The sequence below is a fragment of the Soonwooa buanensis genome, from assembly GCF_900167905.1.
Lineage (GTDB): Bacteria > Bacteroidota > Bacteroidia > Flavobacteriales > Weeksellaceae > Soonwooa > Soonwooa buanensis.
In genome coordinates this window covers 125,795-144,276 of record NZ_FUYZ01000002.1, presented here as the reverse complement: position 1 = coordinate 144,276, position 18,482 = coordinate 125,795, and the positions used below count along the sequence as shown (strand labels likewise).

Genomic DNA, 18,482 nt, shown 5'->3' with positions numbered 1-18,482 from the left:
CATGAAATATACATATACAGAAAAAAAAGATACAAGATCTGGCTTTGGAGCAGGTTTGGCAGAATTAGCAGATACTAATCCTAACGTTGTTGCACTTTGTGCCGACCTTATTGGTTCTCTTAAAATGGAAAAATTCATTGAGAAAGCACCAGAAAGATTCTTCCAAGTTGGTATCGCAGAAGCTAACATGATGGGTATGGCTGCAGGTCTTACTATCAACGGAAAAATCCCTTTTGCTGGAACTTTCGCGAATTTCGCAACCTCTCGTGTATACGACCAAATCCGTCAATCTATCGCTTACTCTGGTAAAAATGTAAAAATCGCAGCATCTCACGCAGGTCTTACTTTGGGTGAAGATGGCGCAACGCACCAAGTTTTAGAAGACATCGGTATGATGAAAATGCTTCCTGGTATGACGGTGATTAATCCTTGTGACTACAACCAAACTAAAGCAGCGACTTTGGCAGCGGCTAAACACGAAGGTCCAGTTTATCTAAGATTTGGACGTCCTGTAGTTCCAGTTTTCATTCCTGAAGATATGCCTTTCGAAATCGGAAAAGGTATTCTTTTGCAAGAAGGTACAGATGTGACGATTGTTGCGACTGGTCACTTGGTTTGGGAAAGTCTTTTGGCTGCTGAAGCTTTGGAGAAAGAAGGCATTTCTTGTGAAATTATCAACATCCACACCATCAAACCTTTGGATGAAGAAATCATTCTTAAATCTGTTGAAAAAACTGGTAAAATTGTAACTGCTGAAGAACACAACTATCTAGGTGGTTTGGGCGAATCTGTTGCAGGAATGTTGGCGAGAAGAAGACCAACGCCTCAAGAATTTGTTGCAGTACACGATACTTTCGGTGAGTCTGGTACGCCAGCTGAGTTGATGAAGAAATACAAAATTGATTCGGACGCAGTGATCGAAGCGGTTAAGACAATCATTAACAAAACCAAATAAATTAAATCCGCACTTAGTTGCGGATTTTTTTTCAATATGCTGACAACCGAGCACAATATCCCGATTGAGAAGATCGGAAACTTTAATGGTGTAGAACTTTGGATAAAACGTGAAGACCTCATCCACCCTGATATTTCTGGCAATAAATATTGGAAGCTTTTTTATAACGTTAAATATTATTTGGACCAAAATCCAAGTAATGCAAAACTCATCACTTTTGGTGGTGCTTTTTCCAATCATATTGCAGCGGTTGCAGCTTTAGGAAAATCTTTAAACATATCAAATCTTGGTATTATCCGAGGTGAGGAATTAAAGGATAAAATCTACGACAATCCTACTCTTCATCAAGCTTTTAACAATGGAATGGAATTTAATTTTGTTTCAAGGGAGAGTTACCGCGACAAATCTTTTTTAAACCAAACTTTAAAACAAAACTTCCCCGAAGCTTTGATCATTCCAGAAGGAGGAAGTAACAATTTGGCGGTTGAAGGTGTCCAATGGATGCTCAATGAGCATACTAAAGATTTTGATTATCTTTGCACTGCAGTTGGCACAGGCGGAACGATTGCAGGGATTTCAAAAGTTGCAGAACCTCATCAAAAAGTTATCGGGATAAAAGTTGTCCAAGACGACAGCCTCGAAAATCTTGTTAAAAATTGGTCAGGACAATCAAATTTTGAATTATTAAATGCTTTAGAAGCTCGTTATGGCAAAATAACCGACGATAATATTCGTTTTATAAATGATTTTTATAAACGATATCAGATTCCGCTGGATCCAATCTATACAGGAAAAATGATGCAAAAATTAATACAACTTATCGATGATAATTATTTCGAAAAAGGGACAAAAATTTTAGCATTTCATACTGGAGGATTGCAAGCGATTGCGGGTGCTAACCAACAACTTCAAAAGAAGAATAAAACATTGATTCAGTTTTAATTCTTTTAAAAATTTTGAAACTTAAAACAATTATGAAGAGAATATTTGCTTTAGTTTGTATCATGACGCTTGGATTTGCCAAAGCACAAACTTGGAAAACAGAAGATCAATACATCCAACGATTTGCGAAATACGCAGTCGAAGAAATGGAAAAATATAAAATCCCAGCAAGTATAACTTTAGCGCAAGGCCTTTTGGAAACTGGCGGCGGACAAAGTCGATTGGCTCAACAAGGTAACAACCATTTCGGTATCAAATGTAAAGAAGACTGGACTGGTAAAAGCATGAAGCATACGGATGACGCACCTAATGAGTGTTTCCGTGTTTATGATGATCCACGTCAATCTTATGAAGATCATTCTATTTTCTTGGCGACTCGTAAATATTATACCAAGCTTTTTGATTTAGACATGAAAGATTATCGTGCTTGGGCACATGGTCTTAAAAAAGCTGGTTATGCGACCAATCCGCGCTATGCTTATATTTTGATTGATAAAATCGAAAAATACAAACTCTACGAATTTGATAATACGTCGACAGATCAAGTCTATTACGCAGTTCTAAAATTATATCCTGCGCTTAATAACGATGCGGTTTTTATGGCGCAAATGGATCAAAACAAAGCCAACTCTAAAGTAACGCCTGCGACTGTTAAAGCAACTTACGAGCAAACCTCGTATGCACAATATCAAAAAGACGTTAACAAACAGAGCGAGACACTTTCTGCTCCAGCTTTACTTAAAAATATTTTGGTGAAAAATCATCCAAATGGTGGTATGAAGTTTTTCGTAGTTCCAGTAGATACGGATGTTGCGACGATTTCTAAAAAATTCGGAATTAGCGAAAAGAAAATCATTAAATTTAATGAACTTAATAGCAATACTTTGAAGAAAAATGACATTGTTTTCTTAGACAAAAAGTCATCTTCTGGTAATGTTGATACTTACAAAGCCGAGATTGGTGAGGATATGCACGACATTTCTCAAAAATTTGGAATTAAACTTTCCAAACTTTATTCAAAAAACAGAATGGATGAAGGTCAACAACCGCGCGTTGGGCAAGTGATCTATCTTAAAAATAAAAAACCGAGAAGCTAGTTTTGATTGTAATTTGAGATTCGAGATTCGAAATTTTAATTCAATAAAAACTGTTTTTCAGACAATAATAAATTCATAACAAAACATGTTATATCAAAGAAGTTCAGCCTTATTTGACGAGGCACAAAAGTATATTCCCGGTGGTGTTAACTCACCTGTAAGAGCTTTCAAATCTGTTGGAGGCGTTCCCGTTTTCATGAAATCTGCAAAAGGCGCTTACCTTACAGATGCTGATGATCGCAACTATGTTGACTACATCAACTCTTGGGGACCTGCGATTTTGGGACACACACATCCTGTTGTTTTAGAAGCAATTCAGAAACAAGCAGAACATGGTTTTTCTTACGGAACTCCAACCGAATTAGAAACTGAAATTGCGAAACTTATCGTCGACAATGTTCCAAATATCGACCAAATCCGTATGGTTTCTTCGGGAACTGAAGCTTGTATGAGCGCGATTCGTTTGGCTAGAGGTTTTACAGGAAGAGATAAAATCATCAAATTCGATGGTTGTTATCATGGACATTCGGATTCGTTTTTAATAAAAGCTGGAAGCGGCGCCGCAACTTTCGGAAATCCAAATTCGCCTGGTGTTACCAAAGGAACCGCGCAAGATACTTTGATTGCTACTTATAACGATATCGAAAATGTTGCTGATATTTTCCGTCATAACCAAGGCGAAATCGCTGCCGTTATTGTAGAACCCGTTGCAGGAAATATGGGTTGTGTTTTGCCAGAAAATAATTTTCTTCAAAATCTTAAAAAAGTTTGTCAAGACAATGGCGCTTTACTAATTTTTGATGAAGTGATGACAGGTTTCCGTTTGGCTTTTGGTGGCGCACAAGAAACTTTTGGTGTTGACGCTGATATTGTCACTTTCGGGAAAGTTATCGGTGGCGGAATGCCAGTTGGTGCATTTGCAGCTAGACAAGAAATCATGGATTATCTGGCGCCAAATGGTCCAGTTTATCAAGCTGGAACTTTGAGCGGAAATCCTCTGGCGATGCGCGCTGGTTTAACAACTTTAGAATTGATTAAATCGGATAAAGATTTCTATAATAAAATCAATAAAACGACCGAAACTTTAGATTTCGAAATTGGAAAAATCCTTAACGAAAAAGGTCTAAAACATCGCATCAACCGAAAAGGAAGTATGATGTCCATCTTCTTTGAAACCAACAAAGTTTCTAACTTCCAAGAGGCTTACGATTCCGTTTACACTTGTATTTTCAATAACTTCTTCCAACAGATGTTAGCAAACGGAATTTATCTTCCACCAAGTGGTTACGAAACTTGGTTTATCTCCGCTGCGATCCAAGATGCAGAAATTGATAAAACTCTAGAAGCGGTTCGAAGATTCGAATTTTAGATAAAATAAAATCCCCAAGATTATTGGGGATTTTTCTTTGTTATTTCTTAACAACTTTTCTACTAAGCGTTTTTTGATTTTCTAATGTCACATTAACAATGTAAATACCAGAAGGCAGAGATTTGAAATCTATACTATTTTTAGATTTTACGCTACTTACGACTTTACCACTTATATCAACAATATTAATTTCTGATACCTTTACACTTGTCGAAATATTAAGAATATCTACAACAGGATTTGGTGCCAATTTAATTTCGGAATCTTTGTGATTTTGTGTTGACAAATAATCAACAACATTCAAAGTATAATCTTCAGTTTCGCCGTAAGCATCATTCATATCACAAGCTTTATCCGCCGTTGCTCCAGATTGCGTCACAGTTGCTAATCTTACACGCATTCTGTATTCTCCATTTACTATATTGTCTGGGATTGTAATATCTTTTGATAAAACACCTTGGTCAATCGTACCAATATAAGTGAACTCGTGTGGCTCAAACAAGAAATTTTTATTATAATCGATCCAAACCGAAACCGACTGATTGTACCAACCGTAACCTATTTCAGCTTCAAAATTATAGGTTTCGCCTTTTTTAACATTGGCTTTTTTTGCAGTAAAATCATTAAAACCATTTGTAGAACAATCTGAAGCATTAACTAGATCTGCAAACTTCACATTCTTTATAACTGCCCCATCCGAACAGTCCAATGTTGGCTCACAGTAAACATCTCGAACATCTAAGAAACATTTTACTTTTCTATCTACAAATTCATAATCATTGTTTCCGCAATTAGAATTAAGATGTGTATAGAATCTAATAACAATATCTTCGGCTGGTTTGAAAACAACTTTGCCACTACCCGACGCTAGAATTGTTGGATTAGCTGTATTTTCTGAAATCGTAATAAAAGCTGGACCATTATCTAGGGCTGCAGCAAATTCGTAACTAACATTTTTGGTGAGCTTCACCATCGTATATTCACCAGTAAAACCCCATTCTGCTACAATTTCATTAGAATTATTACAAACAGGTGTTACAACTCCTGAAGGATAAGCTCCGTTGGGAGCAATGGTACAACCAGTAATCTGCGCATGCATAAGAGTCCCGAACGATAAAAGTCCGAGAGTCGATAAAAACTTCTTCATATAAATTTTATTTTTAGTCCCAGCGAAGATATAAATATTAAATAAATCGAAATAATTGAAAATATTTAAATACAAAACAAAAATAAACCCAAAAACGTCACAAATTCCACATAAACAAACGAAATTAAAACTAAGTAAAGAATTATCCACATAAAAAAAGCTTGTCAAATGACAAGCTCTTTATTTGTTATTGATAGAATAAAAATAATTTACTTTTCTAAGTATTCTTTTAAACCTTTCAGAATTTCTGTCCAACCCGCATCGTAATTTTCTGTTTTAAAATCGTCTCCAGCTTCAGCAAGACCATCAAGATTGTCGTGATTTAGATTTACAACCGTTTGACCATCCTTTTCTGAAAGCGTCCAAGTTAAATGTGTTACAGCTTTACTAAAATCAGGATGTTCCCAAGTATGTTTAAAAATATGATTAGGAATCACTTCTTCAATTTGACAACGATGCCAAAATTTGTTCTCGACGCCAGGTTCATAAAAATTAAAAACTGCAGCTTTTTCTAAACTAAAATCTGGAATATCAAAATACCAATGTTTCATGTCGTCTTTATTGGTTAAAGCTTTCCAAACTTTATCAATTGACGCATTTATGATAATTTCTTTTTCTACCTTAGTTTTCATAGTTTTTAATTTTCAGGTTTTGCTTTATCATATTGTTTTGGAAAGAAACAATTTTCATTATTTTCAAAACTATTAAGCACTGGAAAATATGGATTTCTGAGAAGCTCTCTTGCAAGGAAAATTAAATCCGCTTCATTGTTTTTAAGAATTTCTTCTGCAGATTTAACATCGGTAATCAAACCAACAGCGCCAGTTTTAATACCAGTTTGTTGTTTTATCTTTTGCGAAAACGGCACTTGATAAGAATTGAACAACGTAATTTTAGCACCAAAAATATTTCCGCCTGAAGAAACATCAATTAAGTCCACAGATTTGGTTTTTAGGACTTCCGCCAATTTGACATTCTCATCAATATCCCAACCGCCATCAGCATAATCGGAGCCCGAAACGCGAACAAACAAAGCAACATTTTCGTCGATAACTTCATTAATAGCCTCGACTATTTCTAAAAGAAAGCGAATTCTATTCTCGAAACTTCCGCCATATTCATCTGTCCTCACATTCGATAAAGGCGACAAAAATTGATGTACCAAATAGCCGTGCGCCGCATGAATTTCGATAACATCGCAACCCGCTTCTACAGCACGTTTAGCTGACTTTTTAAAATCTTGAACTAAATCTTTTATAGCATCAACACTTAAAACTGTTGGCTCACAATCGCTCGGCTGAAACGGAATCGCACTTGGTGCAACGACTTCCCAACCACCATCTTCCTTAGACAATTGTTTTCCGCCCCAAGTTGAGGACTTCCGTCCTGCATGCGCTAACTGAATCCCAATTTTGGATTTCGTAAACTTATGTACAAAGTCGACAATCTTCTTTATCGACTTTTGTTGCTCATCGTTCCAAAGTCCTAGACATTTTGACGTAATGCGACCGTCAGGAATAATGCCCGTCGACTCAATCATAATAAGTCCAGCGCCACCTTGCGCGCGACTAGCGTAATGTACAAAATGAAAATCATTAGCAACACCATCTTCCGCCGAAAACATACACATCGGCGACATAACGATTCGGTTTTCTAACGTGACATTTCGAAAACTTATTGGCTCATACAACTTCATTATTTCGAGAGTTCTAAAAGTTTAGTTTTTAATAATTCGTTGTTATCAAAATAAACAGGGAAGCGCATTTTCTTACTATAACTTTCCCAATTACCTTCAAAAACAACCAAAGCCAAATTATCGGTAAGCACTTTCATCGCTAAACTTCCAGTAAAAATGCCTGTATGCTCATGAAGTTTTTGTTCTTGAAAATCGAATTTATAAAAGAGAGTTGACATCTTAGAATTTCCCATTTGAGAATTAGGTTCAAGCGTTAGAGTTCCTGTAAATTCGCAAACTGTTCCTTCGACATCAGATTTTCCTTTCACTTTTATTTCGTTTGGAAAAGCCTTAACATCAACTTCTGTAATATTAACTAAAATCGGTGCTCCATTATTTATTTTTCCGACAAAAGCATTTTTATCATTTAATAAATAAGTTTCCAAAGCTTCTTTCGTTTGTGAAAAAAACAAGGTGGAAAATAGAAATACAAAAAGATAAATTAATCTCATAATACCCCAAATTGCGCTAAGTGATGATCGAGATGTTTGGCCATCATATTATTCCATTCTTGAGAATTGAGCGTACCAAAACTCGCACTTTCTTTACCATCAAAAGCACTTGCACCAAGTTGTTGCGTCTTTTGAAGAAAACCAATTAATCGTTTTTTTTCTGTTTCAAAATCTTTGCGATCTTTGATTACAAACATTGGTCCCGTCGGCAAATTTTGTTTGTACGGAAGCTCGTTAGTTACTTTAGGTTTCACGAATTTTTTCATCATCCATCTTGCAAAAAAACCAGGCTTTTTGTGTTTTTGTGGCTCATAGATTAACTCGTAAGTCACATTGCAATGCGCTAACATTTGGTCAACGGACATTTTGCCCCATTTTGCCGACGTTTCTGGTGTTAACTGATTAATCGCTTTGATGTAAACCTCAACATCTGAAGCATTAAATATATTTCGCATGATAAAATTTTATGAATTTAAAATTACTTTAATTTTCTCTTGAAGAAGACGATTAGCTTGTCTTTTTTTCCAAATTAAAAACAAGAATAAAATGACCAAAATTGCTCCAAAAATTATTATAAAACTATCCAGTTTTGTTTGACTTTGGCTTATCTCATCGAGATTTTTTTTGTTTTCTTTTTGAATATTGTCAATACTCGTATTAATAGATTGCAGTTCGTTTTGCTCTCTTAGAAAGCGCGTTTGCAAGTATTTTTGATTGTAAATATTATAGTTATTAATATCGTTAAGAGCCAAATAATTTTCCGCAATCACTTTGTAGATCCCTTCATTCAAAAGTAAATCGCCAATATTAGCAGCCAAACTATCCGCTTTACTCAGCAATTGTAACGCTTCTAGATGTTTTGCATTCTTCATGTATACATCCGAAAGTCCTTTGTAAGCAAATGCTTCTAGGCTTCTGGCTTTTTCTTTCTGCGCAAAATTAATGGAATTGAGAAATGATTCTTCAGCCTTATTTTTATCATTTAGATCCAAATAACAATATCCGATATTATAAAAAACGACACTTAGATTAGCATTAGATTGCAAAGCTGGTGCAATTTTTTCAAAATTTTTGACAGCAATTGTAAATTTAGAAAGCGCCAATTCCGGATTTAGTTGACTTTTATAAATCATACCTCGCACCGCATAAGCCTTTCCTAAAACGGAAAATTTTATCCTAGAACTATCAGGCATCTTTTGACTATGTTGGTCAATTTCGTCAAGAAAACTTAGACTTTTATTAAAAACCTCCATCTGTTGATACTGAATCGCAATCGATATCAAAATCTGAGCTTTGGTATCGGAGTTGGTAATCTCACCCAACAAATCCTGCACTTTGGTGACGTAAGTTAATGACTTATCAAAATCCCGTTTTGCAATGTATGCTTTGGAAAGTGTTAAATAAAGTTCTGCCTTTTTGTTAACATCAGTTTCATCTTTTAATAACTGATTCGAGATTTTGATAGTCTCTTCAGGATTTCTAAAAAGATTGTCTTTAGCTTTATTAAACAAGGCTTCGCGAGGATTAGATGCCAATGTCAAAATCCCAAAACTACAAAGCATAAAACATATTAATAATTTTTTCATTTGTTGCTTTGATTAATCTGTTGGATATACGCATTGGGTGACATCCCTGTAATGGATTTAAAAACAGTCGTGAAGGCACTGTGCGACGAAAAGCCCGAAACCTCAGCCAAATAACTTACTTTATAATTAAGATATATCGGATTGGTTTTCAACATGTAAGCTATATAATTAACTCGTAATTCATTAATATAAAGATTGAAATTCTTGCCTTTATATTTGTTAATAATTTCTGAAAGATACTTGGTATTGGTTTCTAATTGTCCCGCCAGAACTGCCAACGACATTTCTTTATTTAAGAATCGATCGGACTTTTCTAGCTCGTCCAACTTTTGCAAAATCTCGTCTTCTTTCTCTTTAGAAATTAAAATACTCTTCTTCGGTTGTTTAACTTCCGACTCTTGTAGATTGTTGTTGTCTTCAATTTGAGGCTCCACAGCTGGCTTGGACAAATCTGCTTTTGCGTCGGACAATTTTTTAAAATACGATTTTTGATTTCTAAAAAAGTCTAATTGTTTCGCAAGTTCTTCTTTTCTTTTGTATTCAAAAAAGTAATAAATCGCTAATCCCGCAACAGCAACAGCAAAACCAATTAATAAAAATCTTGTTAAAAAACTAGCATCTTTACGACCTTGCTCCAGACTTTGTTGCTCCCGAAGTTCTGTCAATTTTAACAAATATCGGATGCCTTCTTTTTGACTGGCATCAATTTTTGCTTTACTATCGACAAAAAGTTTTTCGTAAAACCTGTACTTATCTTCGTTTTGAAGTGCGAGATAACTCTTTGCCATCTGATCGTAAATCCTAGATTTTAAAACCAAATAATCGACACCTTCCACATTTGCTAAAGCTTTTTCTAACAAAGAAATCGCTTCCGAATAGTTTTTATCCAAAAAGCTAAGTCGCGCCAATCTTTCGTAAGTTAAACTATATAAAAACACTTGCTCCGACTTATTATCGACAACTTGCTTTGTTGCAAATAATACAGTTTTTGCCTTGTCAATTTTTTTGCGATTCAGGTCAATACTTGCTTGTAAAAGGTCATTTTCTGTTTTAATAATAAAATTCTCAGCGGTCTGACTTTTAAGATAAGTGTTACTTTTCTGAAACGAACTGAGAGCTTCATCCGTTTTTTTATTCACCGAAAAATTAATGGCTTGTAGTTGATAGATCTTCGCAATCGTAATGTTATAGTTTTCGTCCGATTTGTATAAAGATTGATCTTTCAACAATTCTGAAATTAATTTTGAAGATTGTTTATAGAGTTTTAAATTTTGATATTGTTCTGCCAAAGCATAATCTCTAATAAGGTTTGCAAAGTCTTGATTGCTCTGGTGCAGAATATTATTTTCTTTATCCAAAGACATTCTCACAGATTGCACATAATCGCCCTTCATCGCGTAGGCTTGTGCCATTAGGTTTTGTAAAACCAAACGATGCTCCGGATTTTGCTCACTTATTATAAAGCTTTGTATAAAGTTAATGGCCTCATCTGGATTCTGATAAATCTTTTGCACGCTCTTATCCACCAATGACGAAAAGTCATTATTCTTTTGTCCGTTTAACAACGAAAATATCAAAAACATTAAAAGAATTAGATTCTGGGGACGCAACATCTAACAAAAATAGCTTTTTAAGTGATTGCTGACTAATATTCTTAAAATATTTTTTTCAAATTTTAGAATTTACAAATACATAAAACACTGATTTTAAACAATTTAAATATTTAATACTTTAAAATTTCATGAATCTTAAAACACATCTATTTTGAAAAAATGAATAAAGCCTTTAAAATTGTAAAACTTAATTTAAAGAAGAAAAAATATGAAAAAGAGTTACAAGCGTTTGTTTCAAGTGATGGCAATTTCGTTATTCGGAACAATGTCTTATGGACAATTTTATATCATTGGCGAAGGATTACAACCAATGGATGTTAGCGTTGACGGAACAGTTGTAGGTAGCCAAGGCGGAAAAACCCAATGGATGTGGAGCCCAACTCAGTCAATAGTTAATATGGGCGGATTAACGACTGGTAACCTAATCGGGAATGTCGTTGTCTCTGATAATGGTTCAAGAATCGCTGGTTATATGACCAATCCTCAAAATAACCTTAACGAAATGGCGAGCTATGACAAAAATAGTGCGAGTTGGACTTATCATGGAGGTCTTGGTCAAAGTCAAGATGGTCTTAATAGCTCGACTTGGGGTGTTTCTGCGGATGGATCTACACTTGTAGGTTATGGTATCTTATCGAATACTGTTACCAGAGCTATAAAATGGACTGCTGAAAACGGTATCGAAAATCTAGGAAGCCTCTTCCCTGAAAAAAGTACAAGAGCTAATGGCATAAGTGCTGATAAATCTGTTGTTGTTGGTTTTCAAGATTTAGCATCTGGCCAACGTGCAGCAACATATTGGAAAAATGGCGTACAAACGGTTATCAATAATGAGCAAGGAATACCAACTTTTGGTGAAGCCAATCGTGTGTCAGCAGACGGAAAAGTTATAGTTGGCATTGATGGCATCTACCCTTTTATCTACACAGAAGAGTCAGGTTACCAATCTATTACACACGAATTATCTAGCAATTTCTATCGAGGTGGCGCAGCTGACGTAACCGCTGACGGGAAAAAAGTTATTGGGTTTTTCCGAAACTTCCCAGGAAGTCCATACGGTGGTGACGGATTCATCTGGTCGCAGACAAATGGCTTGGTTAATCTTAATACTTATGTGTCAAGTTTTGGCATCGATTTAGGAAATTACACTTTAGCGTTACCACTAGCCATTTCTGGTGACGGAACCAAAATTGTTGGTGTTGCAAGAACTCCAGATTTTAAAACTTATGGCTTTATGGTCGATCTTACAACTTATCTTGCGACTGGAAATACATCCGCAAAATCTGATATCAAAATCTACCCGAACCCTGTAAAAGATGTCTTAAACATCACTAATGCTAAAAACATTAAATCTGTTGAAGTTATTAATATGACAGGACAGAAAGTTGCTTCTGCAACAACTAATCAAGTTAATGTGTCTAACCTTCCAAAAGGAAATTACATTGTAAGAGTTACTGATGCGACTACAACAACGACACATAAAATCGTAAAAGAATAGGTTAAATCATATTTTTTAAGTTTAGGTTATAAAATGAGCGACAGATTAATCCGTCGCTCATTTGGTTTTATGTTTAGCGTTTAGCGTTTAGCGTTTAGCGTTTAGCGTTTAGCGTTTAGCGTTTAGCAAAATTAATTCATAATTCATAACTTAAAAACCTATTCCTTAATTTCCATTTTAGAACCTGCTGTGTGGCTGTTCATTTGAGGTGCGTAATAGTTTTGCAAAGTTGAAATCCCTGTTGAGAAAACACCAGAAGCATTTGCCACCAAATCATATTCAAAAACATATTTTCCTTTCGGCATATATTCGATATAGAAATTAGTTGACGCATCTTTTGTCGATTGATAATATCCAAGATTATTTTTCCATTGATAACCAGAGATTACATCCAAAGGCTCCGTTCCTGCTGCACGCATATCTTTTAACTGAACATATTCCATATTTCGGTCGGTGTTAAGAATCATTCTTACTGTAATTTTATCACCAACTTTTAATGGCGTATTTGCAGTAATTGGTTTTAATTCTTCACCATTTTCAGTTTTAATTTTTCTGAAGTACTCTTTTTTAATGGAAATATAATTCTCAGAAGATTTTATTTTATCCAAATCCTCATAATATTGCCAGAACAAGCCACCTTGTACAATTCCAGCGCCTGTTTTGGTTACTGTTACTTTTCCTAAAGATTTATCAACATTAGAAGAAGCTTCGCTCATTTTGATATAACCAGTCGCTTTTTGCTGCGCTTGGCTCATATCTTTATTTCCCCAAACAATGGTTGCTTTATCACTTTCTGGCGTTGTCCAAGATTTACCAGAGTTTAAAATTGTAAAAATAACCTCAGCTGTACTTCTCGAAGTTCCCCACGAGTTAACTTCTTTTTGAGTAATTAACCAAATTTTTAAATCTTCTATAAACTGAATATCATTTGGTTTCAAAGTATTAAAAGCTTCCAAAACGCCTGCATGATTCACAACTTTTGAAGAATACCAACCCCAATCATCAAGATTTTGTTTCCAGTATACACCTTGCGTTTTAGAATTTGTAGACGTTTCTTTAAGATAAGTCATCAATTTTGTAGACACATCCTTTAATCCATATTGATCAAACAACATCGCGGCTCTATGTAATCCAAAGAATGTAAATTCCGAAATTTTTGCAGTTTTCGCTTTTTTAATAACAAGATTTTTCAAAGCTTTTGTATTAGCAGTCAAAGGATAATCTTTTTCCCAATAATGTCTCGCATCCAAATATTCTAGCGAAGCATTGCTCCACGGATTTTCCTTACGAACATCCCAATAACGATTGACATTGCTATCCACATAATTAATCAATTTCGAAATCATTTGTTTTTGAGAATCCGATTGATAATCTTTAACATTGTCTTTTAACCAAAGGTTTAATTTTCCTAAATTTTTAAGAATATACAACGACGAATAGTAAGAACTCGGATAACCTGCGTACCAACTAAAACCACCATCAGGATTCTGAAGTTGTAACAAAGCCTGCCAATCATCAAGAATCGAATTGCGCATTGTGTTCGCATCAAACAATCTTGCCAACTTAGTCATTTGTTCTTCCTCGGTTTTGCTTTCCAACATCCAAGGCGTTTCGTCCAAAAGAAGTTGTTTTAATTCTTGATTTTTTTCAAGGTTAGATGTTAAAAGTCCTTTTGATTGGTATTCGTCAAAAATCGTTTTCATTCTTGGATTAGCACGGAAAACCTCAGAAGCGATAACATCAGCAAACCATTTATTAAAGATAACATCTGCCGAATTTTTAGTTTCGTTTTTAAGACTTGGCAATGCAAATATCACTTCCCAAATAGGATTGGTCGTCAACTCCAAAGTATTTCTTACATTAGAAACTGTCGTCGAATTGTTATTAATTAAATTCTCAATTTCAAAAGTTTTAGTTTCGCCTTCTTTTACAAAAATCGGTGTCGCATCTGTCACCAACATTCTGTTAGGAAGCACTGCAATGGCTTTTTGTTCACCGTCAGAATATTCGCCAGCTTTCGCAACAACTTTTATAATAATTGACGAAACATCTTTCGGTGTTGTCAAAGTCCAAGACAAAGCGGTACTCGAATTTTCTTTTAAACTAAAAGCTTGTTCAACATTATAACCAGCAACTTGCGTCAAATTACTAAGTTTAAACTTCTCCGAAATATCTTCATTGGTAAATGCATCCAAAATCTGAAGTTTTGCATAACCAGTCAAAGCTTTCGATACCAAACTGTTGATTTTTGTTTGGAACGTCAACACATCGCCTTCTCTCAAAAATCGCGGGTAATTTGGCGTCACCGAAAAGTCTTTTTGCGTTACCACCGTTTTTTCCATATAAGCAGATTTTGCATCTTTGGTATGTGCAAGCAACATCAATTTCCATTTGGTCAAAGCTTCAGGCGTTGTAAATTCGAAACTTACGTTGCCTTTGTCATCAGTTACTAAATTTGGATAGAAGAAAGCTGTTTCGTTAAGATTCTCACGAACTTTGATGTTTTCTAATGAAGTATCGGATTCTACATTATCAGTTTTATAATCAGCAGAATTTTTTTTAGGTTCTGCAATCATGTTTTGTACAACTTCTATTTTATCATTGGCAACATCCATTTTTGGTGCACTACGCATTGATGGTGCTGGTGCCATACCTTTAACACCTTCTTGATTAACAAGACCATTAATGCTTTCATATGACACTGAGTAAAGATCAGAATTCATCCAATTAAACTGCGGCTCACGGATATTTTTAGTATTCGAATATTTAAGACGTTTATTATAATACAATTGCTTCAAAGCTGTATTAATTCGATAATCGTTGATGATGTCGCTTCTATAAAATATATTATTAAACGAGTATCTGTTCGCGGCAAATTTGTCCAAAGACATGTCATACATATTCGCTAAAACCTCAGCCATCACTTTTTCGTTTTCTGCGCCTGACACTTTCAACGTCCATTTTTCTTTAGAATTTGGTTGTAACTTATCACGGAACGTTGTGGTTTCAACTTTCAAAGCATCATCTTTTCCTTTTATCGGAACATACAAAGTTTCAGTTTGAACATCATTAAAACCTACTAAAACAACTTGTACATTTAAGACTTCCGATTTTTCAGAAATTTTTATTGGATAATTTAGGAAACCATTTTTCAAATCTTTTCTTTCGAAAACTGTATTGCCATCACCATTTTGAACATAAATATTCGCAATCGCATCTGGAACCGCCGAATAAATCATCAAATTAGCCGTTTCCCCAACTTTGTATTCTTTCTTGTCAAAACTTGTGTTAAGGAAAGTTTTTTGTTTAGAATCCAAACTCGATTTACTCCAAACTTGGAAATCCTGACTTGTTTTGATGCTATCTTTTCCTTCGATATTATAAAAATCTAATCGGTAATAACCAGCATTTAATTTACCAATATTAAATACCGAATCTTGCGCAGTTTTATCAAATAAAACACGTTCTGAATTCCAGTTTTTTGGAAGATCAGATTTATCAAATCGATCATTTGGGAAAAGATTTACAAATTCAGATTTCGACATCTTCGGCAAATCCTGAATTTGATCTTTAAATTGACTTCTGAAAACGCGTTGTGGCTCTTCCAACTTCGTCAATTTTGCATGATACGATTTTTTGAGATTTTGATTGTTGTAATTTTTCGTTTCAACATTTAATTTAATATCATCATCCGAAAACTGGTCTTTAAGTGGCGTTGCATCGATATAATGCGAAACCGACGACACCGTCAAACTTGTATCTACAGATTGCGTTTCGCCAGCAATATCCGTTGCACTTGCATTTATGTTGTATTGATCAACTTGGACACCTTCTAGTTTTTCATCCTTTTTTAAATCCAATACAATCGTGAATTCGCCTTTGTCATTGGTTTTTGTTTCTCCCAAAATCGAATTTTCGTTATCATAAATTCTCGGATACCAAGAGAAATATCGCCAACGAATATTTTGTTTTTTAATCTCGTACTGAATATTAGAATTTGACAACGGAACGCCTGAAAACATCGTCGCTTTTCCTTTTAATTCAATCTTTTGACCGTATTTATATTCATCTTTTATAGGTTCAAAATTTAGTTCGAAAGTTGGACGTTTGTATTCTTCGACCAAGAAATCTTTTTGTTCCGAAATATCTAATTTTCCATCATCAATCACTAAAGTGAAATTTCCATTAAGCTTCGACTTTGGCAGCGTAAAACTTCCGTTATAAGAACCAAAATCGTTAGTTGTAAAACTTTGTTTTGCGATTTCTTCGCCATTCGCATCTTCCAAAACAATTTCTTGCGAAAGCTTTGCTACAACAGATTCTTTACTTGCCTCTAGCTTGGTATTTATGACTTTGAAATAAACAATTTGTCCAGGACGATAGATTTGTCTGTCAAGGAAAATCTGTGCGCGATATTCTTTTTTCGCTCTATTTTCGTTTCGATAATCATTGTTAGAGCCATAAGTTTGTCTCAACTCAACGTCACCAGTTTTGGTATCTTGCAAAAGATGATAACGATAGTAAGATTTCTTTGTGGTAATCGGCAATTGAAAGCTTGAATCTTTATTAATCGTCACCACATTGTTGGATATAGATTTTGCGTTCGGAAGATATTCGAAAACCTTTAAGCTTGGATTTTTTATTAAACTTCCGTTGTCAGAATTAATCCACAACAACTCAGAAGCATCTTGATTTTTATTCGAAATATTTTTATAAATCGACTTCGCATCAGACACTAAAAAATAATTGCCATAGTAATTAATTGGATTGTCGCCATCAACCAAATATTCCAGCATATAGATTCCTGCTGGAAGCGCTTTAACTTCAAATGATGTTTTATGCGTTTGGAAATCATCTTTTGTTGGAACTTCAAAATTTTCAGTTTTCACTAATGTTTTTTTAACACTTGAAAACTTCGAATTATACGGATCGGAAACAAAGCTTAAAAATCCTAAAATATCGTCTTTAACTTGATAAATTTTCAACTGAATGTTTTTCACATTTTTGGCTTCAACAACCACATGAATTGGTTTGTTAGCTAAACTTGTCGGTTCTAGATAAAGATTGGCGTTAGGCTGAATAATGCTGTTTTCTACATTTTGAAGATTTCCTAAAAATCCAGATTTTGGATATTTTGATTTTGCATTTTTAATAATTTCTAAAGCTTCTTTTTGCTTTTTATTTGTTATTAAATCCGAGGCAAGATTTGACGCAATCATCACTTTGTAATCGCCTTCCGTCTCATCATTATACAAGACTTGCCATTGCTCTTTTAAACTTTTATCATTAGGATTTCTTTGGATTTGATAAGCTAACTTTTCAGACTTAAAATACAATTTTGCATTCCCTGAATTTGTCGTTATTAAATCATTATAAACTTGAAGAATTTTTGGTTGATTCGCATCTAATTCATTCTTTGTAAACAAGTTAGAATCATTTAAAAATCGAACATATTGCGTCGACGCCCAATCTAACACCGTCGGAAAATATTCTTCATCATAAGCGCCATCAAAAATGCTTTTATAGGAACTCAGATTAATCGATTTAAGTTCATCCTTTTTGTCAAAAACCAGTTGATATTGTTTTAATAAATAGTTTTTGAAACCGAGATTAGTCCAAGTCTCAATCTGAGAAACATCTTGATTGTCAACATTGGTACGACTTCTAATTTTCCATTGTACAGAATCGTAATAATCTTTGATAAATTCGGCTTTCAAAACTTCCAAAATCAAAGCTTCCTTCCCAGAAAAAGAATTCTTTGTTTCTTCAATTTTTTTAAAAAAACGACTGGCATTATCATTTTCGGTATCGTCAAAAGTGGTTTTAACAATGCTAAAATCACCTTTCAGCGCTTTAATTAACTCTGGTAGATTTTTATCTTTCATGGCTTGTTTTTGAATATTTTGAAAAATCGTCTGGTTGGACTTAAAGTTTCCTTTCTTCGCCTGTTCTTTAATGATTTTCCATTGTTGCTCGTAGTAATTCTGTCCAAAAATTGGAGCCGAAAAACTAGTCAAGAACAACAATCCTAAAGTAGGAATGAGTTTTTTCATAAACTTTTATTTATCAAAATCACATTACAAAAGCT

The 18,482-nt window shown here is 34.6% G+C and carries 13 protein-coding genes; 5 read left to right on the top strand and 8 right to left on the bottom strand.

Annotated elements, in window-relative coordinates; translation table 11 throughout:
• Position 1 precedes the first annotated feature (1 nt).
• From B5X62_RS03835 to hemL, 4 genes are all read left to right on the top strand, one after another.
• Entirely contained in the window at positions 2 to 955 is a 954-nt protein-coding gene (locus B5X62_RS03835) for a transketolase family protein (RefSeq protein WP_079666075.1), read from the top strand.
• A gap of 36 nt (positions 956 to 991) precedes the next feature.
• Entirely contained in the window at positions 992 to 1,897 is a 906-nt protein-coding gene (locus B5X62_RS03830) for a 1-aminocyclopropane-1-carboxylate deaminase/D-cysteine desulfhydrase (RefSeq protein ID WP_079666074.1), read from the top strand.
• A gap of 32 nt (positions 1,898 to 1,929) precedes the next feature.
• Positions 1,930 to 2,994, top strand: coding sequence for a glucosaminidase domain-containing protein (locus B5X62_RS03825; protein WP_079666073.1), 1,065 nt, complete (start codon positions 1,930 to 1,932; stop codon positions 2,992 to 2,994).
• Positions 2,995 to 3,079: 85 nt separating this feature from the next.
• The gene (gene hemL / locus B5X62_RS03820; RefSeq protein WP_079666072.1) at positions 3,080 to 4,363 is read left to right on the top strand and encodes a glutamate-1-semialdehyde 2,1-aminomutase; all 1,284 of its coding nucleotides are present in this window, start codon (positions 3,080 to 3,082) and stop codon (positions 4,361 to 4,363) included.
• Positions 4,364 to 4,403: 40 nt separating this feature from the next.
• Here the strand turns inward: hemL and B5X62_RS03815 are convergent, their stop codons facing one another.
• From B5X62_RS03815 to B5X62_RS03785, 7 genes are all read right to left on the bottom strand, one after another.
• Positions 4,404 to 5,510, bottom strand: coding sequence for a GEVED domain-containing protein (locus tag B5X62_RS03815; protein WP_144038288.1), 1,107 nt, complete (start codon positions 5,508 to 5,510; stop codon positions 4,404 to 4,406).
• 209 nt (positions 5,511 to 5,719) lie between these two features.
• On the bottom strand, positions 5,720 to 6,142 hold the full coding sequence (locus B5X62_RS03810) for an SRPBCC family protein (protein WP_079666070.1): 423 nt from the start codon (positions 6,140 to 6,142) through the stop codon (positions 5,720 to 5,722).
• A 5-nt stretch (positions 6,143 to 6,147) separates the two neighbouring features.
• Entirely contained in the window at positions 6,148 to 7,206 is a 1,059-nt protein-coding gene (namA, locus tag B5X62_RS03805) for an NADPH dehydrogenase NamA (RefSeq protein ID WP_079666069.1), read from the bottom strand.
• On the bottom strand, positions 7,206 to 7,697 hold the full coding sequence (locus B5X62_RS03800) for a hypothetical protein (RefSeq protein ID WP_079666068.1): 492 nt from the start codon (positions 7,695 to 7,697) through the stop codon (positions 7,206 to 7,208). The genes namA and B5X62_RS03800 overlap by 1 nt, the downstream gene beginning before the upstream one ends.
• Positions 7,694 to 8,152: a DUF1569 domain-containing protein gene (locus B5X62_RS03795; protein ID WP_079666067.1), complete on the bottom strand. Its 459-nt coding sequence runs from the start codon at positions 8,150 to 8,152 to the stop codon at positions 7,694 to 7,696. Before B5X62_RS03795 ends, B5X62_RS03800 begins: the two co-directional genes overlap by 4 nt.
• 9 nt (positions 8,153 to 8,161) lie before the next feature.
• Positions 8,162 to 9,283, bottom strand: a complete 1,122-nt coding sequence (locus B5X62_RS03790) for a tetratricopeptide repeat protein (protein WP_079666066.1) — start codon at positions 9,281 to 9,283, stop codon at positions 8,162 to 8,164.
• Positions 9,280 to 10,866, bottom strand: coding sequence for a helix-turn-helix domain-containing protein (locus B5X62_RS03785; protein WP_159447623.1), 1,587 nt, complete (start codon positions 10,864 to 10,866; stop codon positions 9,280 to 9,282). The genes B5X62_RS03790 and B5X62_RS03785 overlap by 4 nt, the downstream gene beginning before the upstream one ends.
• Before the next feature lie 238 nt (positions 10,867 to 11,104).
• Here B5X62_RS03785 and B5X62_RS03780 point away from each other — a divergent pair, with 238 nt between their 5' ends.
• Entirely contained in the window at positions 11,105 to 12,394 is a 1,290-nt protein-coding gene (locus B5X62_RS03780) for a T9SS type A sorting domain-containing protein (protein ID WP_079666064.1), read from the top strand.
• A 158-nt stretch (positions 12,395 to 12,552) separates the two neighbouring features.
• Here the strand turns inward: B5X62_RS03780 and B5X62_RS03775 are convergent, their stop codons facing one another.
• A complete protein-coding gene (locus B5X62_RS03775; RefSeq protein ID WP_079666063.1) occupies positions 12,553 to 18,447 on the bottom strand; it encodes an alpha-2-macroglobulin family protein in 5,895 nt (1,964 codons plus the stop codon).
• Between the last annotated feature and the right edge of the window lie 35 nt (positions 18,448 to 18,482).

What these genes read in the sequence shown, in the direction of transcription:
- B5X62_RS03835 (WP_079666075.1), top strand. Translation starts at nt 2, where the DNA reads ATGAAATATACATATACAGAAAAAAAAGATACAAGATCTGGCTTTGGA.
- B5X62_RS03830 (WP_079666074.1), top strand. Translation starts at nt 992, where the DNA reads ATGCTGACAACCGAGCACAATATCCCGATTGAGAAGATCGGAAACTTT.
- B5X62_RS03825 (WP_079666073.1), top strand. Translation starts at nt 1,930, where the DNA reads ATGAAGAGAATATTTGCTTTAGTTTGTATCATGACGCTTGGATTTGCC.
- hemL (WP_079666072.1), top strand. Translation starts at nt 3,080, where the DNA reads ATGTTATATCAAAGAAGTTCAGCCTTATTTGACGAGGCACAAAAGTAT.
- B5X62_RS03815 (WP_144038288.1), bottom strand. Translation starts at nt 5,510, where the DNA reads ATGAAGAAGTTTTTATCGACTCTCGGACTTTTATCGTTCGGGACTCTT.
- B5X62_RS03810 (WP_079666070.1), bottom strand. Translation starts at nt 6,142, where the DNA reads ATGAAAACTAAGGTAGAAAAAGAAATTATCATAAATGCGTCAATTGAT.
- namA (WP_079666069.1), bottom strand. Translation starts at nt 7,206, where the DNA reads ATGAAGTTGTATGAGCCAATAAGTTTTCGAAATGTCACGTTAGAAAAC.
- B5X62_RS03800 (WP_079666068.1), bottom strand. Translation starts at nt 7,697, where the DNA reads ATGAGATTAATTTATCTTTTTGTATTTCTATTTTCCACCTTGTTTTTT.
- B5X62_RS03795 (WP_079666067.1), bottom strand. Translation starts at nt 8,152, where the DNA reads ATGCGAAATATATTTAATGCTTCAGATGTTGAGGTTTACATCAAAGCG.
- B5X62_RS03790 (WP_079666066.1), bottom strand. Translation starts at nt 9,283, where the DNA reads ATGAAAAAATTATTAATATGTTTTATGCTTTGTAGTTTTGGGATTTTG.
- B5X62_RS03785 (WP_159447623.1), bottom strand. Translation starts at nt 10,866, where the DNA reads ATGTTTTTGATATTTTCGTTGTTAAACGGACAAAAGAATAATGACTTT.
- B5X62_RS03780 (WP_079666064.1), top strand. Translation starts at nt 11,105, where the DNA reads ATGAAAAAGAGTTACAAGCGTTTGTTTCAAGTGATGGCAATTTCGTTA.
- B5X62_RS03775 (WP_079666063.1), bottom strand. Translation starts at nt 18,447, where the DNA reads ATGAAAAAACTCATTCCTACTTTAGGATTGTTGTTCTTGACTAGTTTT.